The following is a 25,299-nucleotide window of genomic DNA, read 5'->3' on the forward strand; positions in this document are numbered from 1 at the left end:
TTTTGCAAAAAAAAGCCCTCTGTAAGCCTGGTTGAAGTCCTGGACTTACAGGGGGCTGGCTGTTTCAGATAGTTAAACCTGAAAGTGCCTCAGCTTACTGGCAAGCTTCGCAATCCGGCTCGTCGATCGCGCAGGCCTTTGGCACTGGCGCCGGGCCGGCCGGTGCGGCGAGCACCGAATCATCACCGTGGTTGCCGCTGGAAACAGCGTTCAGCTTACCGGTGTTGATGGTCGATTTCTCGGTGCTGGTCGCGGCCAGGGCACGGAGGTAGTAAGTGGTTTTCAGGCCACGGTACCAGGCCATGCGGTAGGTCACGTCGAGCTTCTTGCCCGATGCGCCGGCGATGTACAGGTTCAGCGACTGAGCCTGGTCGATCCACTTCTGGCGTCGGCTGGCGGCGTCGACGATCCACTTGGTGTCCACTTCGAACGCCGTCGCGTAGAGCTCTTTGAGTTCCTGCGGGATGCGCTCGATCTGCTGCACGGAACCGTCGTAGTACTTCAGGTCGTTGATCATGACCGAGTCCCACAGGCCGCGGGCTTTCAGGTCGCGGACCAGGTACGGGTTGATCACGGTGAATTCGCCCGACAGGTTCGATTTCACATACAGGTTCTGGTAGGTCGGTTCGATCGACTGCGATACGCCAGTGATGTTGGCGATGGTCGCGGTCGGTGCGATGGCCATGATGTTGGAGTTACGAATGCCTTTCTGCACACGGGCACGTACCGGTGCCCAGTCCAGGGATTCGTTCAGGTCAACGTCGATGTACTTCTGGCCACGCTGCTCGATCAGGATCTGTTGCGAATCCAGCGGCAGGATGCCCTTGGACCACAGCGAGCCCTGGAACGTCTCGTAGGCGCCGCGCTCGTCGGCCAGGTCGCAGGAAGCCTGGATCGCGTAGTAGCTGACCGCTTCCATGGACTTGTCGGCGAACTCGACCGCCGCATCCGAACCGTAAGGAATGTGCTGCAGGTACAACGCGTCCTGGAAGCCCATGATGCCGAGGCCGACCGGACGGTGCTTGAAGTTGGAGTTCTGCGCCTGTGGCACCGAGTAGTAGTTGATGTCGATAACGTTATCGAGCATGCGTACGGCGGTGTTGACGGTGCGCTCCAGCTTGGCGGTGTCCAGCTTGCCGTTGACGATGTGGTTCGGCAGGTTGATCGAGCCCAGGTTGCAAACGGCGATCTCGTCCTTGTTGGTGTTCAAGGTGATCTCGGTGCACAGGTTCGAGCTGTGGACCACGCCCACGTGCTGCTGCGGGCTGCGCAGGTTGCATGGGTCCTTGAAGGTCAGCCATGGGTGGCCGGTTTCGAACAGCATGGACAGCATCTTGCGCCACAGGTCTTTGGCCTGGATGGTCTTGAACAGCTTGACCTTGCCTGGGTACTCGGTGAGGGCTTCGTAGTACTCGTAGCGCTCTTCGAAGGCCTTGCCGGTCAGGTCGTGCAGGTCCGGCACTTCGGATGGCGAGAACAGGGTCCACTTGCCGTCATCGAAGACGCGCTTCATGAACAGGTCAGGGATCCAGTTGGCGGTGTTCATGTCGTGGGTACGACGACGGTCATCACCGGTGTTCTTGCGCAGCTCGATGAACTCTTCAATGTCCATGTGCCAGGTTTCCAGGTAGGCACACACTGCGCCTTTGCGCTTGCCGCCCTGGTTGACCGCTACGGCGGTGTCGTTCACGACTTTCAGGAACGGTACAACGCCCTGGGACTTGCCGTTGGTGCCCTTGATGTACGAACCCAGTGCACGCACTGGTGTCCAGTCGTTGCCCAGGCCACCGGCGAATTTGGACAACATGGCGTTGTCGTGGATCGCGTGGTAGATGCCCGACAGGTCATCCGGCACGGTGGTCAGGTAGCAGCTCGACAGCTGTGGACGCAGGGTGCCGGCGTTGAACAGGGTCGGTGTGGACGACATGTAGTCGAAGGACGACAGCAGGTTGTAGAACTCGATCGCACGGTCTTCTTTGTGCTTCTCTTCGATCGCCAGGCCCATGGCCACGCGCATGAAGAACACTTGCGGCAGTTCGAAGCGGATACCGTCCTTGTGGATGAAGTAACGGTCGTACAGGGTTTGCAGGCCCAGGTAGGTGAACTGCTGGTCGCGCTCGTGGTTGATCGCCTTGCCGAGTTTTTCCAGGTCGAAGGTGGCCAGGACCGGGTTCAGCAATTCGAATTCGATACCCTTGGCGATATAGGCAGGCAGCGCCTTGGCGTACAGGTCGGCCATTTCGTGGTGGGTGGCGCTGTCGGCCACGCCCAGGAAGCCCAGACCTTCGGCACGCAGGGTGTCCATCAGCAGGCGCGCGGTCACGAACGAGTAGTTCGGCTCGCGTTCAACCAGGGTACGGGCGGTCATCACCAGGGCGGTGTTGACGTCGGTCAGGGCCACGCCGTCGTACAGGTTCTTCAGGGTTTCGCGCTGGATCAGGTCACCGTCGACTTCTTCCAGGCCTTCGCAGGCCTCGGTGATGATGGTGTTCAGGCGGCCCAGGTCCAACGGGGCAAAGCTGCCGTCGGCCAGGGTGATGCGGATCGAGGGGTGCGCTTGCACGGCGGCTTCTTCGGCCGGGGTGCGGACGGCACGTTCCTTGGCGCGCGAATCGCGGTAGATCACGTAGTCGCGGGCCACTTTCTGCTCGCCGGCACGCATCAGGGCCAGTTCGACCTGGTCCTGGATTTCTTCGATGTGGATGGTGCCGCCCGACGGCATGCGACGCTTGAAGGTCGCGGTGACCTGTTCGGTCAGGCGGGCAACGGTGTCGTGGATGCGCGACGAGGCAGCAGCGGTGCCGCCTTCAACTGCAAGAAACGCTTTGGTGATAGCGACGGTGATTTTGTCATCGGTGTAAGGAACGACAGTGCCGTTACGCTTGATCACGCGCAATTGGCCAGGTGCAGTGGCGGACAGATCCATATTCGAATCAGCGGCCTGCGGCACGGAGCCTTGCGGGTTCTCGCGAGTTGTGTCGGTTTGCATGGGGGGTTGTCTCCACATTTCTATATTTATTTGGGCACCATCACGGTGCCCACCGTTCCGTCCTGAAGCACTTACAGCAGGCCTGGGCCTGGCATAACAACTTCGGGACAGGAGGAAGGGAGCTGATCGCGCCGCTTCCATGCCGAAGTCTTCGGTTCGGGGCTCAAACGCCCTTGGCCGTATTCCTGGTGGGTGACAGTTGCCAGGTTCAAGCACTGCAACACCCGTACCGTTTTCCGCTGTTGGAGCTGGAAAACGGCTGCCATCCGCTTGAGCGGTTTGGGCTTTCAAAAAATGCTTGGATTAGACCAAACAGGAGCAAGAAAGGGCTTGAGTTTCTTGTCTGATTTGTGTTGGGTCTTTTCGCTGAAAACCCTACATGTAGGGTTTTTTTAGCGCCGAGCTACAAGATAATGCGTTTTGGGGGGCTTAGCAACGTACTGCCTGTGGATAACGTTGTGGGTAAAATGTGTATGAAACGTGGAACACCCGTGTAGGCCGCAGCACTGCTGGATTCGGCCGTTTGTCACTGAATATTCCAAGTTGAAAACAGCCGGTTGGATTTTTGAGGGCGCGAACCCTATCACAGAAAAGCGCGATCACCGAATGGATTTCCCGGCTTGTGCGAGTGGGCTTGACCATGGCTACAATCGGCCTTTGTTATGCCCTCAAAACATTACAAATAAGGTGTGGCCTGCTCGGCCAACGCATCCCTTTATAACAACGAGGTTCACCCGTGGAGCAAGAAGCCTGGCAAATCCTGATCGTCGAGGACGACGAGCGACTCGCCGAGTTGACCCGCGATTACCTGGAGAGCAACGGCCTGCGGGTCTGCGTGGAAGGTGATGGCGCCCTCGCCGCGGCGCGGATCGTCGCCGAGCAACCGGACCTGGTGATCCTCGATCTGATGCTGCCCGGCGAAGACGGCCTGAGCATTTGCCGCAAAGTGCGCGAACGCTACGACGGCGTGATCCTGATGCTCACCGCCCGCACCGACGACATGGACCAGGTGCTCGGCCTGGACATGGGTGCCGACGACTACGTGTGCAAACCGGTGCGCCCGCGCCTTTTGCTCGCGCGTATCCAGGCCCTGTTACGCCGCAGTGAGGCGGCGGAACCCGCCAGCGTGGAAAGCCAGCGGCGCCTGCAATTCGGCCCGCTGGTGGTGGACAGCGCCCTGCGCGAAGCCTGGCTGCAGGGTGAAGGTATCGAGTTGACCAGTGCCGAGTTCGACCTGCTGTGGCTGCTGGTGGCGAATGCCGGGCGGATCCTGTCCCGCGAAGAAATCTTTATCGCCCTGCGCGGCATCGGCTACGACGGCCAGGACCGCTCCATTGATGTGCGCATCTCACGGATTCGCCCGAAAATCGGCGATGACCCGATCCACCCACGGCTGATCAAGACCATCCGCAGCAAAGGCTATCTGTTCGTCCCTGAAGCCGCTGCCGATATGCCGTTGTGAACTCGATCTTCCTGCGTATCTATGGCGGCATGTGCGCGGCGCTGATTCTGGTGGCGCTGCTCGGCGTGCTGGCCCTGCACCTGCTCAACGAGGTGCGCAGTGGCCAATACCGCGAGCGCCTGGCCCACGGCACCTTTGCCTTGATGGGCGATAACCTGCAGCCCATGAGCGCCATCGAGCGCCAGCGCGCCCTGGCGGTGTGGGAGCGTTTGCTCGGTATTCCCCTGGAATTACGCAGCCTCACCGATGCCCAGTTGGACCTCAGCCAGCGCACGCGCCTGCAACGCGGCCAGGTGTTGGTGGAGCAGACCGGCCCCCACGCTGCCCGGGTGTTGCGCCTGGTCAGCGATAAGGAACAGTGGGTGCTTACGGGAGAGGTGCAGCAGATCAGCGAGCAACTGGCCCGCGCGACCATTTACCTGCTGGCCGACGAATTGGTGCGATTCCCCGTGGCCGAGCAGCCGCAACGGCTGGCGGATATAAAGGAAGCCAAGGGCTTTGGTTTCGAAATGCACCTGATGACCCTCGATCAGGCTGATATGGACGACGACCAACGCCGCCGCGTATCGGAGGGCGATACGGTCATGGCCCTGGGCAAGGGCGGCGATTCGATCCGCGTGTTTGCCGGTATGGTCGGAACACCCTGGGTGCTGGAGCTCGGCCCGCTGTATCAGATGAGTCCGTACCCGGCGCAATGGCTGGTCCTGATCGCCTTGATCGGCCTGACCCTGATCGGCCTGATTGTCTATTTATTGGTGCGTCAGCTTGAACGCAGGCTTCGAGGCTTGGAAGCCGCCGCCACGCGCATCGCCAAAGGCAATCTCGAGGTGCGTGTGCCAGCCCGGGGTGCCGACTCGGTGGGGCGCCTGGCGGCGGCCTTTAATGGCATGGCCGAGCACCTGCAGCAACTGCTGGCAATCCAGCGCGAACTGGTGCGCGCGGTGTCCCATGAACTGCGCACACCGGTGGCACGCCTGCGCTTCGGCCTGGAGATGATCGGCGACGCTGCCACACCTGAAGCGCGGAGAAAGTACCTGGAAGGCATGGACAGTGATATCCAGGATCTCGATGGGCTGGTGGATGAAATGCTCACTTACGCAAGGCTTGAGCAGGGTGCGCCGGCGTTGATTTTCCAACGGGTTGATCTCGATGCGCTGCTTGACCAGGTGATAGGCGAATTATCGCCACTGCGTCCGCAGGTGAACGTGACCAGGGGTATTTGCCTGTCGTCGGCACATTGGGACGACGCTTGGGTCGATGCCGAGCCGCGCTACTTGCACCGCGCCCTGCAAAACCTGGTGAGCAACGCCATGCGCCACGCTCAGGGCCAGGTGCTGATCAGTTATCAGGTGGGCCAGGTGCGCTGTCGCATTGATGTGGAGGACGACGGACCCGGTGTACCGGAAAGTGCCTGGGAGCGTATTTTCACCCCGTTCCTGCGCCTGGACGACAGCCGCACACGTGCCTCGGGCGGGCACGGGCTGGGGTTGTCGATTGTGCGGCGCATCATTTATTGGCACGGCGGACGGGCGTTGATCAGCAAGAGCAACAACCTGGGCGGAGCGTGCTTCAGCCTGAGTTGGCCCCGGGATCAAGATAAACTCTGATGGCGGTGTATCAAGCGCTGATGGCAACCAGGCTCAACAACTGCCCCTCATTCAGCGCAAACTGTGCGGTAAGGGCCTTGCCGTGGCACCACTCGCTGGACAGGTCTGTGAGCAAGCGCAAGCGCACATGCCCGGCCTCCGACCACTCCAGCACCTCGGCATGCTCAAAATAGAAGCGCTTCTGCACGATCGGGTAGAGCGCCTTGAACAAACTCTCCTTGACCGAAAACGTCAGCGTCACCAGCAAGGCGATCTGCTCTCGCGGCAGGTCAGCCATACGCTGCAGTTCTTGCGCAGTCAGAATCTCCCCGGCCAGGCGCTCTGCACGTTCCAGGCTCAGTACATTCTCCAGGTCCATCCCCAGCCCGCGCCATTGCGCCTTGTGCCCGACAATCGCGGCAGCATGCCCGGTGCTGTGGGTAATGGAGCCACTGATATGGGCGGGCCACACCGGTGCGCGGTCTTCGCCGATCGCCGGGATGCAGTTAATGTGATCGAGCTGTTGCAGGGCCGCGCGCGCGCACAGGCGGCCGGCGAGAAACTCGGCCTGACGCTTGGCCACCGAGCGCTGGATGCTTGCCGGTGGCGGCACGGCGCAGTGCTGGAAGTCGCCGGGTGCCAGCAATGCGGGGTCGAACCGAGTGCTGAGAAACACCGTGCCCGGCAAGGGGTCGGGCAGCGGCCAATGGGCGTCGAGTGGGGTGCAGCAAGCGGGTAGGGGCGTCATGGGGCGGTATTTTGCCGAGTTGATGCACAAGAGGATAGCCCGCCGTGGTTCAGGTGAGGTTCAGAGCCTGTTCAGGGGGAGTTCAGGGGCGCCTGCGTAGTCTGGCCTCACAGCCAAACGCGTAATGAGGTAACACCATGACTGCGATCAAAAAGCTGATGTTGGCGTTAACCATGCTCAGTGCTACCGCTGGGGTTCAGGCCTCCGAGGGTGCCTTTGCTGCATTCGGCCGTGAGAAAACCAAGAAATCCAGCATCGTGATGCAGCGTGTCAGTATCGAAGACGTCGGCAGTCAGCCCGCGCCCTGGGGCCGGTCTCTGGGCCAGGCCACCCCGCAGCCGAGCTATCGCGCCGGCTATGAACACCTGACCGGCCAGTTCAACGGCATTAAACTGCGCCCGCAAGACCTGCAGGGCCGCTATGATATCCCTCTGTCGGACAGTTGATTTGCTTTGGAGAGCCTTATGAAATTGCTGGTGGTGGAAGATGAGGCGCTGCTGCGTCATCACCTGTTTACCCGCCTGACCGACAGCGGCCACGTGGTCGAAGCCGTGGCCAATGCCGAAGAGGCCCTGTACCAGACCGGTCAATTCAACCATGACCTGGCGATCATCGACCTGGGCCTGCCTGGCATGGGCGGCCTGGACCTGATCCGCCAACTGCGCAGCCAGGCCAAGACCTTTCCGATCCTGATCCTCACCGCGCGCGGCAACTGGCAGGACAAGGTCGAAGGCCTGGCCGCCGGTGCCGACGACTACGTGGTCAAGCCGTTCCAGTTCGAAGAGCTGGAGGCGCGGATGAACGCCTTGCTGCGCCGCTCCAGCGGGTTTACCCAGTCGACCATCGTCGCCGGGCCCTTGCTGCTGGACCTCAATCGCAAGCAAGCGTCCCTCGATGAACAGCCCCTGGCATTGACCGCCTATGAATATCGCATCCTCGAATACCTGATGCGCCATCACCAGCAGGTCGTCGCCAAGGACCGTCTGATGGAGCAGCTCTACCCCGACGACGATGAGCGCGATCCGAATGTGATTGAAGTGCTGGTCGGCCGCCTGCGCCGCAAGCTGGAAGGCCCTGCGGGGTTCAAGCCGATCGACACCGTGCGCGGCCTGGGCTACCTGTTCAATGAGCGCTGCCGTTGATTCGCTCGCTACGTGTGCGCTTGATGCTGGCGGCCGCCACCCTGGCCGTGCTGTTTATGCTGGGCCTGTTGCCCGCCATGCAGGGCGCGTTCAGCCTGGCATTGCAGGATTCCATCGAGCAGCGCCTGGCGTCGGACGTCACCACACTGATCTCCGCCGCGCGGGTGGAAAACAATCGCTTGCAGATGCCGGCGCAGTTGCCGGATGAACGCTTCAACCTCACCGATAGCCGGTTGCTCGGCTATATCTATGACCGCGAAGGCCACCTGGTGTGGCGTTCGCGGGCAACCCGGGACGAAAACATCAACTATAAGCCGCGCTATGACGGGCGCGGCAACGAGTTTGCGCGGATTCGCGAGGCCGACGGCCAGGAGTTCTTCGTCTACGACGTCGAGGTCAAACTGCTCGGCGGCAAGAGCGCGGCGTTCAGTATCGTGGCCCTGCAACCGGTGCGCGAATACCAATTGACCCTCGAAGGCCTGCGCGAAAACCTTTACCTGGGCTTCGGCGCGGCACTTCTGGTACTGCTGACCTTGCTGTGGTTGGGCCTGACCTGGGGCCTGCAAGCCCTGCGGCGGTTGAGCCAGGAGCTTGACCAGATCGAAGGCGGTACCCGCGAAAGCCTCTCCGAACAACACCCTCGCGAATTGCTGCGTCTCACGGGCTCCCTTAACCGCCTGCTGCACAGCGAGCGCGAGCAGCGAACGCGTTACCGAGATTCCCTCGATGACCTCGCCCACAGCCTGAAAACGCCGCTCGCTGTGTTGCAAAGCGTGAGCGAAGACATGGCGCAACGCCCGGAAGATCGTGATCAGGCCTGGGTGCTGCAATCCCAGATCGAGCGCATGAGCCAGCAGATCAGCTACCAGTTGCAGCGTGCGAGCCTGCGCAAAAGCGGCCTGGTGCGCCATCAGGTGCGCCTGGAGCCGGTGTTGCAAAGCCTCTGCGATACCCTGGGCAAGGTCTACCGCGACAAGGCCGTCACGGTGGCCTTTGAGTTGCCGGACGAATGCGATGTACCGATCGAGAAGGGCGCCCTGCTTGAATTGCTCGGCAACCTGCTGGAAAACGCCTATCGGCTGTGCCTGAGTGAAGTGCGCATCAGCCTGGTTGAAAATCCTGAAGGCATCGAGTTGTGCATCGAGGACGACGGCCCCGGAGTGCCGCCGGACCAGCGTGCCCGGATTCTGCAACGGGGCGAGCGCTTGGACCGTCAGCATCCGGGGCAGGGGATCGGGTTGGCGGTGGTCAAGGACATCATAGAAAGCTACGGCGCGCGACTGACGCTGGGGGATTCACCGCTGGGTGGCGCGGCGTTCAAGATTCACTTTCCGTCTGTGTGATCTTTGGTGGCTGGGCTGGCCCTATCGGGGGCAAGCCCCCTCCCACAGTTTGAATTTATTCACGCATCAAACTTTGTAAACATAGTCAAAGGTGGGAGGGGGCTCGCCCCGATGAGGCCCTCACAAACGACACAGCGCTAACTCTCCTGCGCCCGATAGTCTCCCGGTGTCAGCCCCGTCCACTTCTTGAACGCCCGATGAAACGCCGACGGTTCGGAGAACCCCAGCTGCTCGGCGATCTCCTGCAAGGACAGATCCGCCCGCCCCAGGTGGTAGATGGCGATGTCCCGCCGCAATTCATCCTTGAGCGCCTGAAAGCTGGTGCCTTCTTCGCGCAAATGTCGACGCAGGGTTTGCGGGCTGACGTGCAAGTGCCGAGCGACGGCTTCCAGGTCTGGCCAAGGCGTGCGGTCGCGGCTTAACAACCGGCGTAACTGGCTGCTCAAGCTGTCTCCTTCATCCGGGCGTGACAGCAGGTCGGCGGGGGAGCGCTCAAGGAAATGCTTGAGGGTGCGCTCGTCCTGCAACAGCGGCAGGCTCAGGTAGCGGGCGGGAAACACCAGGCTGCTGTGCGGGGCACCGAACACCTGGGCGCAGGGAAATAGCAGGTCATATTCAGCGGCGTGGGTCGGCATCGGGTAGCTGAACGTGGCCTGGTGCAAACGAATGCGCTGGCCGATCAGCCAACTGCCCAGGCGGTGCCAGATCACCAGCAGGCATTCGCTGAGGAAGTGATCCGGGTCCCACAGTTGAGAATCATCCAGGATCAAACGGGCCATTTCGCCTTCCCGTGTCAGATGCAAACGCGGGCCTTGTGGGAATAGGCTGTAAAATAACAGGCCGCGCTCCAGAGCCTTCTCCAGGGTGCGGCAGTGGATCAGCGCATGGCACATCATGGCGAAGGTGCCGCGTTTGCTCGGCCCGTCGGCGAACCCCAGGTATTCATCGTCCAGTGCCAGCCAGAGCATTTGCAGCAGCCGGGTAAATTGCTCGGGTGCAATGCGGGCGCGGGGTTCGGTCAACAGTTCCGGGGTGATACCCAGCTGTTGCAACAGGCCCGAATAGTCGTAACCGGCTCGACGCGCACCGCCGAGGGCTGCCCGGGCGTAATGACTGGCGATGGTACGTTCACGCATGCGGGGCCCTCGTCCATGGAATGGCGGATGGTAGTCATCACCTGGCAGGGCGACAAGGCGGATATCCGCCAAATTGTAGGACGGGATTGGGCGGTGCGGCGGAAATCCGCCAGCTGATTCGGTACTTTAGTGGGTGCTTTAAAATCCGCAGCCCTGATGTCTTAAGGCCCTCAGGGATTTTCAGCAAAGTGGCACGGCGTTTGCGATAAGGATTACAGCGCAGGCCTGGTCCTACAGGCTTCGCAAACAACAAATCCCTCCAGTGCAGGAGGGTTCGCAATTCAAGTGTCGTGGGCAATGGCGGATATTTGCCACACGGGACGATTGAGGAATTTTGCAATGACGACTCGTCAGCCAATCTACAAATCCCTGTATTTCCAGGTGATCGTTGCAATCGTTATCGGTATTTTGCTCGGTCATTTCTACCCGCAGACCGGTGTGGCGCTCAAGCCACTGGGTGACGGCTTCATCAAGCTGATCAAAATGGTCATTGCCCCGATCATCTTCTGCACCGTTGTCAGCGGCATCGCCGGCATGCAAAGCATGAAATCGGTCGGCAAAACCGGCGGCTATGCGCTGCTGTACTTCGAAATCGTTTCCACCATCGCACTGCTGATCGGCCTGATTGTGGTGAACGTTGTGCAACCGGGCGCCGGTATGCACATCGACGTAGCGACCCTGGACGCTTCCAAAGTCGCGGCCTACGTCACTGCCGGTAAAGACCAGAGCATCGTTGGCTTTATCCTTAATGTGATTCCTAACACCATCGTGGGCGCCTTCGCCAACGGCGACATCCTGCAAGTGCTGATGTTCTCGGTGATCTTCGGTTTCGCCCTGCATCGCCTGGGTGCCTACGGCAAGCCGGTGCTGGACTTCATCGATCGCTTCGCCCACGTGATGTTCAACATCATCAACATGATCATGAAGCTCGCGCCAATCGGTGCCCTGGGCGCCATGGCGTTCACCATCGGTGCCTACGGCGTAGGTTCCCTGGTGCAGTTGGGCCAGCTGATGATCTGCTTCTACATCACTTGCCTGCTGTTCGTGCTGGTGGTGCTGGGCGGTATCTGCCGCGCTCACGGTTTCAGCGTGATCAAACTGATCCGCTACATCCGTGAAGAGCTGTTGATCGTACTGGGTACTTCTTCCTCCGAGTCCGCACTGCCACGCATGCTGATCAAGATGGAGCGTCTGGGTGCAAAGAAATCCGTAGTAGGCCTGGTGATCCCGACCGGCTACTCCTTCAACCTCGACGGTACCTCGATCTACCTGACCATGGCTGCCGTGTTCATCGCTCAGGCGACTGACACCCACATGGACATCACCCACCAGATCACCCTGCTGCTGGTGCTGCTGCTGTCTTCCAAAGGCGCTGCTGGCGTGACTGGTAGCGGCTTCATCGTACTGGCTGCCACCCTGTCGGCTGTCGGCCACCTGCCGGTTGCCGGCCTGGCGCTGATCCTGGGTATCGACCGCTTCATGTCCGAAGCCCGTGCGCTGACCAACCTGGTAGGTAACGCCGTTGCCACCCTCGTTGTGGCCAAATGGGTCAAGGAACTGGACACCGACCAACTGCAAAGCGAGTTGGCTTCCGGTGGTCGCGGTATCTCCGACACCCGTGAAGAAGATGACCTGGGCGTGGCCGAAGGCCCTGCACCAGTGATCAAGTAAGCCGCTGATGGCGTGAACCCACGCTGACAGCTATCCGCAAACGCCCCGACTGGTTCGGGGCGTTTGCGTTTGTGTGGGATTACTTTTTTGGAATATTTTGACTTACAGTCAATGACTCGATGAAATTCGCGCCACGCGGTACGTTCCAAACGCAGACTGGCAGGAGAAGTTATGGACAGCGTTGATTTAAATGTCCTGCGCAGCGTGCTCGAATGGCGCCGCGCCGGGCAGCAAGTGGTGTTGTATAGCGTTGTGCAGACGTGGGGCAGCGCGCCGCGTCCACCGGGCGCCATGTTGGCCTTGCGTGGTGACGGCGTGGTTATTGGGTCGGTATCCGGCGGTTGTATCGAGGACGACTTGATCGCCCGTTTGCAGGATGGCCGTCTGGCCCATGACGGGCCACCGGTGCAGTTGGTGACCTACGGTGTGACGCGCGATGAGGCGGCGCGTTTTGGCTTGCCGTGTGGCGGTACGCTGCGCCTCACCGAAGAGCGTGTGGACGATTGGGCATGGGTAACGGAGTTGCTCGCACGCTGTGAGGCCCATGAAATTGTCGCGCGCGAACTGGACCTTGCGACGGGCCGCGTGAGTCTGAGCAGTGCGAACAAGACCGATGTGGTCACCTTCGATGGCGAACGCCTGCGGGCTATCTATGGCCCGCGCTGGCGCCTGCTGTTGATCGGTGCCGGGCAACTGTCGCGCTACGTGGCGGAAATGGCGCGCCTGCTGGATTTCGAAGTACTGATATGCGATCCGCGTAGCGAGTTTGTCTACGGCTGGGAAGAGCAGCACGGCCGCTTCGTGCCGGGTATGCCTGATGAGGCGGTGCTGAATATCCAAACCGACGAGCGCACGGCCATTGTCTGCCTGACTCATGACCCGCGCCTTGACGATATGGCGTTGCTGACGGCGCTGAACTCCAGTGCCTTCTACATCGGCGCGCTGGGTTCGCGGGTCAATAGCCAGAAGCGTCGTGAGAACCTGGCTGCGTTGGGTTTGTCGACGGACGCGATTGCGCGTTTACATGGGCCGATTGGCCTGCATATCGGTAGCCATACGCCGGCGGAGATCGCCTTGTCGTTGATGGCGGAAATTGTCGCTATCAAGAACGGCGTGGCGCCGATGCAGAAAAAGCCCCTCCCGGTGGTTGCTGAGTAATGCTGACGGCGATTGTTTTGGCGGCGGGGCAGGGCAGCCGGTTCCGAGCCGAGGCGGGGGCTGACCAGGATAAGTTGCTGGCCGATTGCGTGGGCCGTGATGGCGTGATGCGTCCGGTGATCGAGCAGGTATTGGTGAATTTGCCGGATAGCCTGGTGGCGCGCTGGCTGGTGACCTCGCCGGATCGCACGGAGGTCATTCGGTTGGCCGAAGCGTACGGCTGCCAGGTCTTGCTGCTGCAGTCAGCCGGCATGGGTGAAAGCATCGCCGCAGCCGTCGCGGCCAGTGCGTCGGCGGATGGCTGGCTGGTGGTCTTGGGGGATATGCCGTTTATCCAATCATCGAGCATTGAACGAGTGATTGAAGTGCTGGAGGAGGATGGCATCAGCGTGCCGGTGCAGGCGGGTGAATATGGGCATCCGGTGGCCTTTGGTCGCGCTTTGGGTCCGGACTTGATGGCGCTGACCGGTGATCGTGGAGGCAAGCCATTGTTCGCACGTGCCAGGGTTCGGGAAGTGCAGGTGGAGGATGCGGGGGTTCTGTGGGATGTAGATCTGCCGAAACGGTTGAGTTTTAGCGCGGACTAAATTTGATCTTCGCTGTTATCGGCATAAAAAAGCCCCGCCTGATCACTCAGGCGGGGCTTTTAGTGGCTGATGGAATCAGGCGAGGGGTTTAGGCTCGTGTTCTTCTTCCAGGGCCTTGTGCTCTACCACTTCTTCAGCAGCAGCATGCTCAACCACGGTTTCAGCAACCGGGGCTGGCGCCTCGACAGCTTCGACTACGGCTGGGGCGGCAGCAGCAGCGGCGGCAGCTGCCTCAGCTTCCTTGCGACGACGACGCACTTCACGTGGGTCGTTCGGCGCACGGCCGTTTTCGGTCAGGGCGCTGGCCGGTGCGGCTTCTACCACTGGTGCTTCGACTTCGGCTACCACCGGTGCTTCAACAACCACTGGTGCAGCCTCGACAGCTGGCGCAGGCTCGGCAACCACTGCTTCGGCAACCGGCGCAGGCGCTTCTTCTACCACGGGGGCAGGCGCTGGTGCTTCAGCGGGGGTGGCAGGTTCGGCAGTCCACTGGAAGGCGGTCTGTTCTTCGCGAACTTCACGCACTGCCGGGGCAGCTTCTTCGACAGCCGGCGCTTCAGCAGCGGCTTCAACCACTGGCTGAGGCTCAACAACCGGAGCGGGTTCTACCGCAATCACTTCGGTTTCTGGCTGGGCGTCGTGGGTCGGTGCCACTTCCACTTCCGGAACCACTGGGGCTTCGATAGGGGTAGTTGCTTCAACGACTGGTGCTTCAACCACTGGGGTCTCGGCAACTGGCGTTTCAACGGCAGTGGTTTCTTCGACAACGGCAGTCGCGCGTTCAGCCTGTTCGTGAGCCTGGGCTTCAGCAGGTGCGCTGATCACAGAGCTGGCAACCGCTGCGGTAACGGCCAGGCCGGCAGCCAGTTCGGCAGCGGTCGGTTCGTTGGTGGCGCCTTCTGCGTTCTCGCCGGCCTCTTCCGAGCCTTCGATCACATTGCCATTGGCATCACGCTGACGCTCACGACGGTTGCTGCGACGACGCTGGCCACGGGAGCGGCGGCGTGGACGATCGCCTTCGGCGTTGTCCTGGCCGTCTTCCTGCAGTTGCTCTTCGCCGGTCAGTACTTCTTCTTCGCTGGCTGCAGCGGCTTGCTCGGCACGTGGTTGACGCTCTTCACGCGGTGGGCGCGGCTGGCGCTCTTCACGTGGCGCACGCTCTTCGCGCGGCTGGCGAGCCGGACGCTCTTCAGCGGCAGTGGCTGCAACACCTGCAACGGCAGGGGCGGCGTCCAGTGGCTCGCGCAGTTCACGCACACGTTCTTCACGCTCGCCACGCGGCTTGCGATCTTCACGCGGAGCGCGTGGGGTACGTGGTGCGCGCTCTTCACGCGGTGCACGTTCTTCACGGGCCACGGCCGGGGTTTCTTCACGCGCTTCGCGAGGTGCACGCTCTTCACGTGGTGCGCGCTCTTCGCGAGGCGCACGTTCTTCACGCGGCTTGCGCTCTTCGTCACGGCGACCGTTGCGGTTACGGCTTTGCTGGCGACCGTTACGACGTTCTTCGTTACGCGCCGGGCGTTCGGTTGCAGGTTTTTCAACCACAACCGGTGCTGCAGGCTCTTCCTTGGTGGCGAACAGGCTGACCAGCGACTTCACCAGGCCCTTGAACAGGCTTGGCTCAGGCAGGGCGGCCGGTGCGGCAACCGGGGCGGCGGTTTCAACCGGAACCGGTGCGTTGGCACGGGCCGGCGCGGTCTTCACGGCAGCTTCCTGGCGCACCAGGGTGCGGGTCGCGGCGGCTGGCTGGACTTCTTCCACTTCGGCAGCGGCAGCAGCGATTTCGTAGCTGGTCTGGCCGCTGTGGGCTTCCGGGCTGTCATCACGCAGGCGCTGCACTTCGAAGTGCGGGGTCTCGAGGTGATCGTTCGGCAGGATCACGATACGGGCACGGGTGCGCAGTTCGATCTTGGTGATCGAGTTACGTTTTTCGTTGAGCAGGAAAGCGGCAACCGGGATCGGCACTTGTGCGCGGACTTCGGCGGTGCGGTCTTTCAGGGCTTCTTCTTCGATCAGGCGCAGGATCGCCAGGGACAGCGATTCAACGTCACGGATGATGCCGGTGCCGTTGCAACGCGGGCAGACGATGCCGCTGCTCTCGCCCAGGGATGGACGCAGGCGCTGACGGGACATTTCCAGCAGGCCGAAGCGTGAGATGCGCCCGACCTGTACGCGGGCACGGTCGGCTTCCAGGCATTCGCGGACTTTCTCTTCCACGGCGCGCTGGTTCTTGGCGGGGGTCATGTCGATGAAGTCGATCACGATCAGGCCGCCGATGTCACGCAGGCGCAGCTGGCGGGCGATTTCTTCAGCCGCCTCCAGGTTGGTCTGCAGGGCGGTTTCTTCGATGTCGCTACCCTTCGTGGCACGCGCCGAGTTGATGTCGATGGACACCAGGGCTTCGGTCGGGTCGATCACGATGGAGCCGCCGGAAGGCAGTTCGACGACGCGCTGGAAAGCGGTTTCGATCTGGCTTTCGATCTGGAAACGGTTGAACAGCGGCACGCTGTCTTCGTACAGCTTGATCTTGCTGGCGTACTGCGGCATCACCTGGCGGATGAAGGTCAGGGCTTCGTCCTGGGCTTCAACGCTGTCGATCAGTACTTCGCCGATGTCCTGGCGCAGGTAATCGCGGATGGCGCGGATGATCACGTTGCTTTCCTGGTAGATCAGGAACGGCGCGGAACGATCCAGGGAGGCTTCTTTGATGGCGGTCCACAGTTGCAGCAGGTAATCGAGGTCCCACTGCATTTCTTCGCTGCTGCGGCCCAGGCCGGCAGTACGCACGATCAGGCCCATGTCGGCCGGTGCGATCAGGCCGTTCAGCGCTTCACGCAGTTCGTTGCGCTCTTCGCCTTCGATGCGACGGGAGATGCCGCCGGCACGTGGGTTGTTCGGCATCAGCACGAGGTAACGGCCGGCCAGGCTGATGAAGGTGGTCAGGGCGGCGCCCTTGTTGCCACGTTCTTCTTTTTCGACCTGAACGATGACTTCCTGGCCTTCGCTCAGGACGTCCTTGATGTTCACGCGGCCTTCGGGGGCTTTCTTGAAGTACTCGCGGGAGATTTCTTTGAGGGGCAGGAAGCCGTGGCGCTCGGAGCCGAAATCGACAAAGGCAGCCTCAAGGCTTGGTTCGATGCGAGTAATACGGCCTTTATAGATGTTGGCCTTCTTTTGCTCGCGTGCACCGGACTCAATGTCCAGGTCGTAGAGGCGTTGGCCATCTACCAGTGCAACACGCAACTCTTCGGGTTGAGTTGCGTTAATCAGCATTCTTTTCATGTTGTACCGTCGGTTTCCGGGCTGCCGGAAACGGCGTTCGGCACACACGACTTCTCACGGTCGGTGTCAGGTGCGTCAAGAGTGGTTGGCCACTCCAGTGTCCAGCAAAATCGGCCAATTGGGCCGGTATCGCGACGGACGCGTCCTGCTTGTTAGCGGTGGTGACAAAGGCACCACTTCAACAAAAGCTAAGGTCAGGAGGAGGAATCAACCGGCGACTGTGGACGAGATGAAGCGTCTAAATATAAGCCTAGTGCTACACGGTCCGACGGTTGTGCATCTCCACCCTACACGTATCCCTGATAATTCGGGTGCTGCCGCGCGCAGAATCCGCAGCGGGTTGGCATTTACCGTGTTCTCCAATGGGGAGTCCACGCTCATGGCTAAACAAGACTGAGTGTGGGCGACTGCGCTCTCACTCAGCTCTTAACAGGCGTTGTTTCCGAAGCATTCGCCGTGGTCCGGCTCAAGACTGACTGCACTTTGTGAACTGGCCGTAAATATCGGCGCAGAACGCGAGTATTCACTCTGCTTTCTGCACTCGCTTCAGGCCTCATGTCACCTGCGCTTGTTACAATCTCAAGCCTTCCAGGGTGGCGAACGCCCCGTAGGACGGCCTCGCGTCCTGATGAATTGCGATGGTCAGGGCCGGCAGTTTGCCGCTAGTCCTCTGTCCAGGCCGCTTTTGGCGGCGTTCGCGACTATAGCAGCAATGATTAAGTGCTTCAATTCCATAAAAAATTGTTATCATCGCCGCCATGACGACTACCGCCCCCCAGACCCCCAGCGTCCAGCTGCTTGAGGTCTCGCCGGAATATGCCGGCCAACGCATCGATAATTTTCTCCTGGCCAGGCTCAAGGGTGTGCCCAAGACCTTGATCTACCGCATCTTGCGCAAAGGCGAAGTGCGCGTGAACAAGGGGCGCATCAAGCCTGAGTACAAGTTGCAGGCGGGCGATATTGTCCGTGTGCCGCCGGTGCGCGTGCCTGAGCGCGACGAACCTGTGCCCCTGGCCCAGGGCCTGTTGCAGCGCCTTGAGGCGTCGATTGTCTTCGAAGACAACAAGCTGATCGTGATCAACAAGCCTTGCGGTATTGCGGTTCACGGTGGCAGCGGCCTGAATTTCGGCGTGATCGAAGCCTTCCGTCAGTTGCGCCCGGATTGCAAGGAGCTGGAGCTGGTCCACCGCCTGGACCGCGACACCTCCGGCCTGTTGATGATCGCCAAGAAACGCAGCATGTTGCGCCACCTCCACACCGCCCTGCGCGGCGATGGCGTGGACAAGCGCTACATGGCGCTGGTGCGCGGCAACTGGGCCAGCTCTATCAAGAGCGTCCGTGCGCCGCTGCAGAAGAGCAACCTGCGCTCCGGCGAGCGCATGGTCGAAGTGGACGAGGAGGGCAAAGAAGCCCTGACCCTGTTCAAGGTGCTGCGTCGCTTCGGCGACTTCGCCACCCTGGTCGAGGCCAAGCCGGTGACGGGGCGTACCCACCAGATTCGCGTGCACACCCTGCATGCGGGCCACTGCATTGCTGGCGATACCAAGTACGGTGACGAAGGTTTCTCCAAGGAAATCCGCGACCTGGGCGGCAAGCGCCTGTTCCTGCACGCCTACATGCTCACCGTGCCGCTGCCTGACGGTGGCGAGCTGAAGCTGCAGGCGCCGGTCGATGAAATGTGGGCCAAGACCGTGGAGCGCTTGAGTGTCGCACCTTGACTATAAGCTGCTGATCTTCGATTGGGACGGCACCCTGTGTAATTCCATTGGTCGGATTGTCGAGTCGATGCACGGGGCTTCGACCCGCTCGGGCTTTGAGTTGTGCACTGACCTGCAGGTCAAGGGCATTATCGGCCTGGGCTTGCCTGAGGCGATCCGTACCTTGTATCCCCAGATCAGCGACGCTGAGCTGGTGACGTTCCGCGACCATTACGCGGATCACTACATTGCACTGGAAGCCACGCCTTCGCCGTTGTTCGACGGTGTGCTGCAGTCTCTGGAGGCTTTTCGCGCCCAGGGCTATCACCTGGCCGTCGCCACTGGCAAGGCCCGTCGCGGGCTGGACCGGGTGCTCAAGGCGCACGATTTTGAAGATTATTTCGACATCACCCGCGCCGCGGATGAAACCGCCAGCAAACCTCACCCTCTGATGCTGGAGCAGATCCTTGCCCATTGCGGCGTTTCGCCGCGACAGGCACTGATGGTGGGCGATGCCTCTTTCGACCTGATGATGGCGCGCAACGCCGGTATGGACAGCGTGGCCGTCAGCTACGGTGCCCAGTCCGCTGAGGCGTTGCAGCAATACGAGCCTAGGGTCACGATTGATCATTTTTCTGAATTGCAGGCCTGGCTCAGTCGGGCTCAATAAGTCTTTGCTGGGGTTGATGGCATGAGTGACGAGTGGAAAGCGCCTGAAAAGGCTGAAAGCGGTGACGACAAGAGCTGGAAACTGCTGGAGAAGACGCTCCTGGCTGGCGTCCAGGAGCAGCGTCGCGCGCGGCGCTGGGGGATTTTCTTCAAGTTGCTGACCTTCACTTACCTGTTGCTCATGCTGGCGCTGTTCAGCCCGCTGATGGACATGGAAAAGAGTGCGACCCGTGGCGCCAACTACACCGCATTGATCGAAGTGCGTGGGGTGATTGCCGACAAGGAGCCTGCCAGCGCCGACAATATCGTCAGCAGCCTGCGTGCTGCGTTTGAAGACCCCAAGGTCAAGGGCGTGATCCTGCGCATCAACAGCCCAGGCGGCAGTCCGGTGCAATCGGGTTATGTGTATGACGAGATTCGCCGCCTGCGTGGCCTGCACCCGGATATCAAGCTGTACGCGGTGATTTCCGACCTGGGGGCCTCGGGCGCGTATTACATTGCCAGTGCCGCTGACCAGATCTACGCCGACAAGGCCAGCCTGGTGGGCTCCATTGGTGTGACCGCGGCCGGTTACGGGTTTGTTGGCGCTATGGAGAAGCTGGGTGTTGAACGCCGCACCTACACCTCGGGCGAGCACAAGTCGTTCCTTGATCCGTTCCAGCCGCAAAAGGCCGATGAAACCCAGTTTTGGCAGGGGGTGCTCGATACCACTCATCGCCAGTTCATCGCCAGCGTGAAGCAGGGGCGTGGGGATCGCCTGAAGGATAAAGAGCATCCGGAGTTGTTCTCCGGGTTGGTGTGGTCGGGCGAGCAAGCATTGCCGCTGGGGCTGATCGATGGCTTGGGCAGTGCCAGCCTGGTGGCGCGGGATGTGATTGGCGAGAAAGAGCTGGTGGACTTCACCGTTGAAGAGTCGCCGTTTGATCGTTTCTCCAAGAAGCTCGGTGCCAGCGTGGCTGAGAAGCTGGCGCTGTATATGGGCTTCCAGGGCCCGACGCTGCGCTAATATCTCAAGTCTGTCGTAGATCTAAATGTGGGAGGGGCGGTGAGACGATTCGACTTGCCCCCTCCCACATTTGGTTTAGCGGTGTTCTTAAGGGATTTGCACGCCTTCGCTGAGTAGCATGTCCACCAAGCGAATCAGCGGTAAGCCGACGAGGCTGGTCGCGTCCGGCCCTTCGGTGCTCTGGAAGAGGCTCACGCCCAGCCCTTCCGCCTTGAAGCTGCCCGCGCAGTCATACGGCTGCTCTATACGCAGGTAGCGCTCGATGCGCGCTGCATCCAGCTCGCGCATGTGAACAGTGAAAGGCACGCAGTCCACCTGGCAGTGCCCGGTCTCGCTGTTCAGCAGGGCCAGGCCGGTGAGGAAGCTGACACGCTTGCCACTGGCGGCCAATAACTGCTCGCGCGCATTTTCGAACGTGTGGGGCTTGCCGATGATACGGCCTTCCAGCGCGGCGACCTGGTCTGAGCCGATGATCAGGTGTCCTGGGTGGCTGGCGGCGAGGGCGCGGGCCTTTGCTTCGGCCAAGCGCTTGACCAGCTCGATGGCAGACTCATTTGCAGCGTGGCTTTCGTCGATATCCGGCGAGCTGCAGATGAATGGCAGGTGCAGGCGACTGAGCAATTCCCGGCGATAAACCGAGCTGGAAGCGAGTAATAAAGGCAGCATATACGTCTCCTCTAGGCAGCCGCCGATTCTAGCGGGGCGACCGGCCGACGCACAGGGCTGAATTTCCTTTGACATGGCTGGGTGCATCCCTATAATGCTGCGCCTATGTTGAATGACCCGATTCCACCTCACGTTGACCCGCGCAAATTGGCTGATCGTGGCACTTCCCTTCAAGGTGAGTTGCTGCTGGCCGATTTGGAGAGACTCTGCGACCCGCTTTCCGACACTGTCGGTACGGTGCAGGCCAAATTCGTTTTTGAACGAGATGAACGTAAATCTGTGGTAATTCACAGCTTTATCGACACCGAGGTCAAAATGGTTTGCCAGCGTTGTCTTGAGCTGGTCACCCTGCCGATTCACAGCGAGTGCAGTTATGCTGTGGTAAAGGAGGGTGCGAATACCCAGTCGTTGCCGAAAGGTTATGACGTGCTGGAACTGGGCGAAGATCCTTTGGATCTGCATGCACTGATCGAGGAGGAGCTTCTGCTCGCCTTGCCCATTGTGCCTGCTCATCATCCGGAAGAATGCCAGCAGCCGGCGGGTCTCGATGACGAGTCCGAACCGAGCGAGGACGAGGTAACGCGGTCCAACCCGTTCAGTGTATTGGCGCAGTTAAAGCGTGACCCAAACGTTTAGGAGTTAATCAATTATGGCTGTTCAGCAGAACAAAAAATCCCGCTCTGCCCGTGACATGCGTCGTTCGCACGACGCCCTGACGGCAAGCACTCTGTCTGTAGAAAAAACCACCGGTGAAATTCACCTGCGTCACCACGTATCGCCAGAAGGCGTATACCGTGGCCGTAAAGTGATCGACAAGGGCGCTGACGAGTAATCACTTGTCTGCTCAAGTCATCGCGATTGACGCAATGGGCGGGGACTTCGGTCCCCGCAGCATTGTTCAGGCCTGCATTGCCAGCCTGTCTGCTACGCCCTCGCTGCACCTGACCCTCGTCGGTCAACCCTCTCTCCTTGAAGAACTGATTGCCAGCCATCCGGCGGTGGATCGCGCGCGCCTGACTGTTACGCCCGCCAGCGAAACCATCACCATGGATGAAAAACCGGCGACGGCCCTGCGCGGCAAGCCTGACTCTTCGATGCGTGTGGCCTTGGAGCTGCTGCGTGATGGCAAGGTGCAAGCCTGTGTCAGCGCCGGCAACACCGGTGCACTGATGGCGTTGTCGCGGCATGTGCTCAAGACGCTGCCGGGAATTGACCGGCCGGCGATGGTGGCGGCGATTCCGACGCAGAAAGGCTATTGCCAGTTGCTCGACCTGGGCGCGAATGTGGATTGCAGTGCCGAGCACCTGTTCCAGTTCGCCGTGATGGGCTCTGTGGCCGCCGAAGCGCTGGGCGTGGCTCGTCCGCGCGTGGCCTTGCTGAATATCGGTACCGAAGACATCAAGGGCAACCAGCAGGTCAAGCTTGCCGCGACCTTGTTGCAAGGTGCGCGAGGTCTGAACTACATCGGCTTTGTCGAGGGTGATGGTTTGTACCGTGGCGAAGCGGATGTGGTGGTGTGTGATGGGTTTGTCGGCAATATCCTGCTTAAATCCAGCGAAGGCCTGGCGACCATGATCGCCACGCGCATCGAAGCGCTGTTCAAGCAAAGCCTGGCGTCGCGCCTGGTGGGGGCATTGGCGCTGCCGTTGATGCGTCGCCTACAGGCCGATCTGGCGCCAGCGCGGCATAATGGCGCGAGCTTTCTCGGGTTGCAGGGCATTGTGGTGAAAAGCCACGGTTCCGCAGGCGTCGAAGGCTTCCAGAGTGCGATTGCGCGGGCCTTGATCGAGATCCAGGAGAACCTGCCGCAACGCTTGCACGGACGTCTTGAGGATCTGTTGCCTTAGGCGAATTGGCCTGGGAATGCTTAAATGTGACCGGCCAGTTCAATTGACCATCCAATCTGTCAGTTTCGTGCGCTCCCACCGAGGAGCGACCATTTCCGACGACCAGATCATTAGGGGCTTGTTACATGTCTACATCCCTCGCATTCGTCTTTCCAGGGCAGGGTTCGCAGTCCCTCGGCATGTTGGCCGAGTTGGGCGCGCAATACCCGCTGATCCTGGACACGTTCAAGGAAGCTTCCGAGGCCCTGGGTTACGACCTGTGGGCGCTGACCCAGCAGGGGCCGGAAGAGCAGCTCAATCAAACCGATAAAACCCAGCCAGCCATCCTGACCGCTTCGATCGCCCTGTGGCGCTTGTGGTTGGCCGAAGGCGGTGCGCGTCCGGCGTTCGTGGCCGGTCATAGCCTGGGCGAATACAGCGCCCTGGTGGCGGCGGGCAGCCTGACCCTTGCTGAAGCGGTCAAGCTGGTCGAGCGTCGTGGACAGCTGATGCAGGAAGCCGTTCCGGCCGGGCAGGGCGGGATGGCCGCTATCCTGGGGCTGGACGATGCTGTCGTAATCGAAGCCTGTGCCGAAGCGGCCCAGGGTGAAGTGGTGAGCGCGGTAAACTTCAACTCCCCAGGCCAGGTGGTGATCGCCGGTGCCAAGGCGGCCGTCGAGCGTGCCATCGAGGGCTGCAAGGCACGTGGTGCCAAGCGCGCATTGCCGTTGCCGGTGAGCGTGCCGTCGCACTGCGAGCTGATGCGCCCGGCTGCCGAGCGTTTTGCCGAGTCCATCGCTGCCATCAACTGGCAGGCGCCGCAGATCCCGCTGGTGCAGAACGTCAGCGCGGCCGTGGCCGTCGACCTCGACACCCTCAAGCGCGACCTGCTGGAGCAACTCTACAAGCCTGTGCGATGGGTCGAGTCGGTCCAGACCCTGGCCGCCAATGGCGCCACCGAGCTGGTCGAGTGCGGCCCGGGCAAAGTCCTGGCTGGCCTGAACAAGCGCTGCGCCGACGGCGTGTCGACTGCCAACCTCAATACCCCGGATGCCTTCGCTGCCGCTCGTGCGGCGCTGGCCTGATCCCCGAACTTAGGAGAAGCCTGCATGAGTCTGCAAGGTAAAGTTGCACTGGTTACCGGCGCGAGCCGTGGCATTGGCCAGGCCATCGCCCTGGAGCTGGGTCGTCAGGGTGCCGTCGTGATTGGCACCGCCACTTCCGCCTCGGGCGCCGAGCGTATCGCCGCGACCCTGAAGGAAAACGGCGTACAAGGCACCGGCCTTGAGCTGAACGTGACCAGCGATGAGTCCGTGGCTGCCGTCTTGGCCGAGATCACCGCACAGTTCGGCGCCCCGGCAATTCTTGTGAATAACGCTGGTATCACCCGCGATAACCTGATGATGCGCATGAAAGACGACGAGTGGTACGACGTGGTCGATACCAATCTGAACAGTCTGTTTCGCCTGTCCAAGGGTGTTTTGCGCGGCATGACCAAGGCGCGTTGGGGTCGAATTATCAATATTGGCTCCGTAGTGGGTGCCATGGGCAACGCAGGCCAAGTAAACTATGCAGCCGCCAAGGCCGGTCTGGAAGGTTTCAGCCGTGCATTGGCGCGTGAGGTCGGCTCGCGGTCGATTACGGTCAATTCGGTGGCCCCAGGGTTCATCGACACCGATATGACCCGCGAACTGCCGGAAGCACAGCGTGAGGCGTTGCTGACGCAGATTCCGCTGGGCCGTCTGGGCCAGGCTCAAGAGATCGCGAATGTGGTCACTTTCCTGGCATCCGACGGTGCGGCATACGTGACTGGGGCTACAATCCCGGTGAACGGCGGGATGTACATGAGTTAAATTGTGACGGATCGCTTCAAAAAAATGTCATACGAGCTGTCTAAAATCCGTTATAAAGCTGCAACTTAATTTATAGGCAGGTGGCAAACCGGGTACAGGGTGAAGCTTTCAGTTGAAAAGCTGAAAAGGCTTTCTATACACTTACCCACTGGCCAGCTGCCTGAATTTGTCCATTAGGAGTTAAACAAGGTATGAGCACCATCGAAGAGCGCGTCAAGAAAATCGTTGCCGAGCAACTGGGCGTCAAAGAAGAAGAAGTGGTCAACACTGCTTCCTTCGTAGAAGACCTGGGTGCCGATTCCCTTGACACCGTTGAGCTGGTGATGGCTCTGGAAGAGGAATTCGAGACCGAAATCCCGGACGAAGAAGCTGAAAAAATCACTACTGTTCAAGCTGCTATCGACTACGTTACGAACCACCAGGCGTAATAGTTTGTAGTCGTCGCCTGCTGTTAGGGAAAAACCGCACTGCTGTAACG

The 25,299-nt window shown here is 60.7% G+C and carries 22 protein-coding genes; 17 read left to right on the forward strand and 5 right to left on the reverse strand.

What is annotated here, in order from left to right; genetic code table 11:
- Positions 1–94 precede the first annotated feature (94 nt).
- Positions 95–2,989 (reverse strand): ribonucleoside-diphosphate reductase subunit alpha, encoded by a 2,895-nt coding sequence (locus FBY10_RS29760; protein ID WP_131697776.1) that lies wholly within the window; start codon positions 2,987–2,989, stop codon positions 95–97.
- Between the two features lie 736 nt (positions 2,990–3,725).
- Here FBY10_RS29760 and FBY10_RS29765 point away from each other — a divergent pair.
- Positions 3,726–4,451: a response regulator gene (locus tag FBY10_RS29765; protein ID WP_131697775.1), complete on the forward strand. Its 726-nt coding sequence runs from the start codon at positions 3,726–3,728 to the stop codon at positions 4,449–4,451.
- Positions 4,448–6,058 carry an ATP-binding protein gene (locus FBY10_RS29770; RefSeq protein ID WP_145338708.1) on the forward strand — a complete coding sequence of 537 codons (1,611 nt, stop codon included), beginning with the start codon at positions 4,448–4,450 and terminating at the stop codon, positions 6,056–6,058. The genes FBY10_RS29765 and FBY10_RS29770 overlap by 4 nt, the downstream gene beginning before the upstream one ends.
- A gap of 10 nt (positions 6,059–6,068) precedes the next feature.
- On the opposite strand, the gene FBY10_RS29775 is transcribed toward FBY10_RS29770, so the two are convergent.
- Positions 6,069–6,785 (reverse strand): 4'-phosphopantetheinyl transferase, encoded by a 717-nt coding sequence (locus FBY10_RS29775; RefSeq protein ID WP_145338707.1) that lies wholly within the window; start codon positions 6,783–6,785, stop codon positions 6,069–6,071.
- Between the two features lie 137 nt (positions 6,786–6,922).
- Here FBY10_RS29775 and FBY10_RS29780 point away from each other — a divergent pair, with 137 nt between their 5' ends.
- From FBY10_RS29780 to FBY10_RS29790, 3 genes are read left to right on the forward strand one after another with little or no spacing between them, the layout of a single operon-like run.
- Positions 6,923–7,231, forward strand: a complete 309-nt coding sequence (locus FBY10_RS29780) for a hypothetical protein (protein WP_145338706.1) — start codon at positions 6,923–6,925, stop codon at positions 7,229–7,231.
- A gap of 18 nt (positions 7,232–7,249) precedes the next feature.
- Complete coding sequence (locus tag FBY10_RS29785) at positions 7,250–7,927, forward strand: response regulator (protein WP_017138377.1); 678 nt, start codon at positions 7,250–7,252, stop codon at positions 7,925–7,927.
- Positions 7,924–9,270 (forward strand): ATP-binding protein, encoded by a 1,347-nt coding sequence (locus FBY10_RS29790; RefSeq protein ID WP_131697771.1) that lies wholly within the window; start codon positions 7,924–7,926, stop codon positions 9,268–9,270. Before FBY10_RS29785 ends, FBY10_RS29790 begins: the two co-directional genes overlap by 4 nt.
- A 137-nt stretch (positions 9,271–9,407) precedes the next feature.
- On the opposite strand, the gene FBY10_RS29795 is transcribed toward FBY10_RS29790, so the two are convergent.
- Positions 9,408–10,406, reverse strand: a complete 999-nt coding sequence (locus tag FBY10_RS29795; RefSeq protein WP_145338705.1) for an AraC family transcriptional regulator — start codon at positions 10,404–10,406, stop codon at positions 9,408–9,410.
- Between the two features lie 339 nt (positions 10,407–10,745).
- Here FBY10_RS29795 and FBY10_RS29800 point away from each other — a divergent pair, with 339 nt between their 5' ends.
- From FBY10_RS29800 to FBY10_RS29810, 3 genes are all read left to right on the forward strand, one after another.
- On the forward strand, positions 10,746–12,077 hold the full coding sequence (locus tag FBY10_RS29800) for a dicarboxylate/amino acid:cation symporter (RefSeq protein WP_131697769.1): 1,332 nt from the start codon (positions 10,746–10,748) through the stop codon (positions 12,075–12,077).
- Between the two features lie 171 nt (positions 12,078–12,248).
- The gene (locus FBY10_RS29805) at positions 12,249–13,235 is read left to right on the forward strand and encodes an XdhC family protein (RefSeq protein WP_131697768.1); all 987 of its coding nucleotides are present in this window, start codon (positions 12,249–12,251) and stop codon (positions 13,233–13,235) included.
- On the forward strand, positions 13,235–13,822 hold the full coding sequence (locus FBY10_RS29810) for an NTP transferase domain-containing protein (protein ID WP_145338704.1): 588 nt from the start codon (positions 13,235–13,237) through the stop codon (positions 13,820–13,822). The genes FBY10_RS29805 and FBY10_RS29810 overlap by 1 nt, the downstream gene beginning before the upstream one ends.
- A 75-nt stretch (positions 13,823–13,897) precedes the next feature.
- Here the strand turns inward: FBY10_RS29810 and rne are convergent, their stop codons facing one another.
- Positions 13,898–17,095, reverse strand: coding sequence for a ribonuclease E (rne, locus tag FBY10_RS29815; protein WP_145338703.1), 3,198 nt, complete (start codon positions 17,093–17,095; stop codon positions 13,898–13,900).
- 767 nt (positions 17,096–17,862) lie between these two features.
- On the opposite strand from rne, the gene rluC reads away from it, so the two are divergent.
- The 3 genes from rluC to FBY10_RS29830 are packed head-to-tail and all read left to right on the forward strand — an operon-like array spanning position 17,863 to position 20,476.
- Positions 17,863–18,822: a 23S rRNA pseudouridine(955/2504/2580) synthase RluC gene (gene rluC / locus FBY10_RS29820; RefSeq protein WP_131697765.1), complete on the forward strand. Its 960-nt coding sequence runs from the start codon at positions 17,863–17,865 to the stop codon at positions 18,820–18,822.
- Positions 18,809–19,471 (forward strand): HAD-IA family hydrolase, encoded by a 663-nt coding sequence (locus FBY10_RS29825; RefSeq protein ID WP_145338702.1) that lies wholly within the window; start codon positions 18,809–18,811, stop codon positions 19,469–19,471. The genes rluC and FBY10_RS29825 overlap by 14 nt, the downstream gene beginning before the upstream one ends.
- 21 nt (positions 19,472–19,492) lie before the next feature.
- Positions 19,493–20,476, forward strand: coding sequence for a S49 family peptidase (locus tag FBY10_RS29830; protein WP_145338701.1), 984 nt, complete (start codon positions 19,493–19,495; stop codon positions 20,474–20,476).
- A gap of 87 nt (positions 20,477–20,563) precedes the next feature.
- On the opposite strand, the gene FBY10_RS29835 is transcribed toward FBY10_RS29830, so the two are convergent.
- Positions 20,564–21,142, reverse strand: a complete 579-nt coding sequence (locus FBY10_RS29835) for a nucleoside triphosphate pyrophosphatase (RefSeq protein WP_131697762.1) — start codon at positions 21,140–21,142, stop codon at positions 20,564–20,566.
- A 105-nt stretch (positions 21,143–21,247) separates the two neighbouring features.
- Here FBY10_RS29835 and FBY10_RS29840 point away from each other — a divergent pair, with 105 nt between their 5' ends.
- The 6 genes from FBY10_RS29840 to acpP all read left to right on the forward strand — a co-directional run bounded on the left by FBY10_RS29840 (position 21,248) and on the right by acpP (position 25,249).
- Positions 21,248–21,778, forward strand: a complete 531-nt coding sequence (locus FBY10_RS29840; protein WP_027607804.1) for a YceD family protein — start codon at positions 21,248–21,250, stop codon at positions 21,776–21,778.
- A gap of 13 nt (positions 21,779–21,791) precedes the next feature.
- Positions 21,792–21,974, forward strand: a complete 183-nt coding sequence (gene rpmF, locus FBY10_RS29845) for a 50S ribosomal protein L32 (RefSeq protein ID WP_008152339.1) — start codon at positions 21,792–21,794, stop codon at positions 21,972–21,974.
- Positions 21,975–21,978: 4 nt separating this feature from the next.
- Positions 21,979–22,989, forward strand: a complete 1,011-nt coding sequence (gene plsX / locus FBY10_RS29850) for a phosphate acyltransferase PlsX (protein WP_131697761.1) — start codon at positions 21,979–21,981, stop codon at positions 22,987–22,989.
- A gap of 125 nt (positions 22,990–23,114) precedes the next feature.
- Positions 23,115–24,053, forward strand: coding sequence for an ACP S-malonyltransferase (gene fabD / locus FBY10_RS29855; RefSeq protein WP_032886801.1), 939 nt, complete (start codon positions 23,115–23,117; stop codon positions 24,051–24,053).
- Positions 24,054–24,077: 24 nt separating this feature from the next.
- Positions 24,078–24,821, forward strand: a complete 744-nt coding sequence (gene fabG, locus FBY10_RS29860) for a 3-oxoacyl-ACP reductase FabG (protein WP_015885432.1) — start codon at positions 24,078–24,080, stop codon at positions 24,819–24,821.
- 191 nt (positions 24,822–25,012) lie between these two features.
- Positions 25,013–25,249 (forward strand): acyl carrier protein, encoded by a 237-nt coding sequence (gene acpP, locus FBY10_RS29865; RefSeq protein ID WP_003442511.1) that lies wholly within the window; start codon positions 25,013–25,015, stop codon positions 25,247–25,249.
- The last annotated feature ends 50 nt before the right edge of the window (positions 25,250–25,299 follow it).

It is taken from the genome of Pseudomonas sp. SJZ103, from assembly GCF_007828335.1.
In the GTDB taxonomy this organism is placed as follows: Bacteria; Pseudomonadota; Gammaproteobacteria; order Pseudomonadales; family Pseudomonadaceae; genus Aquipseudomonas.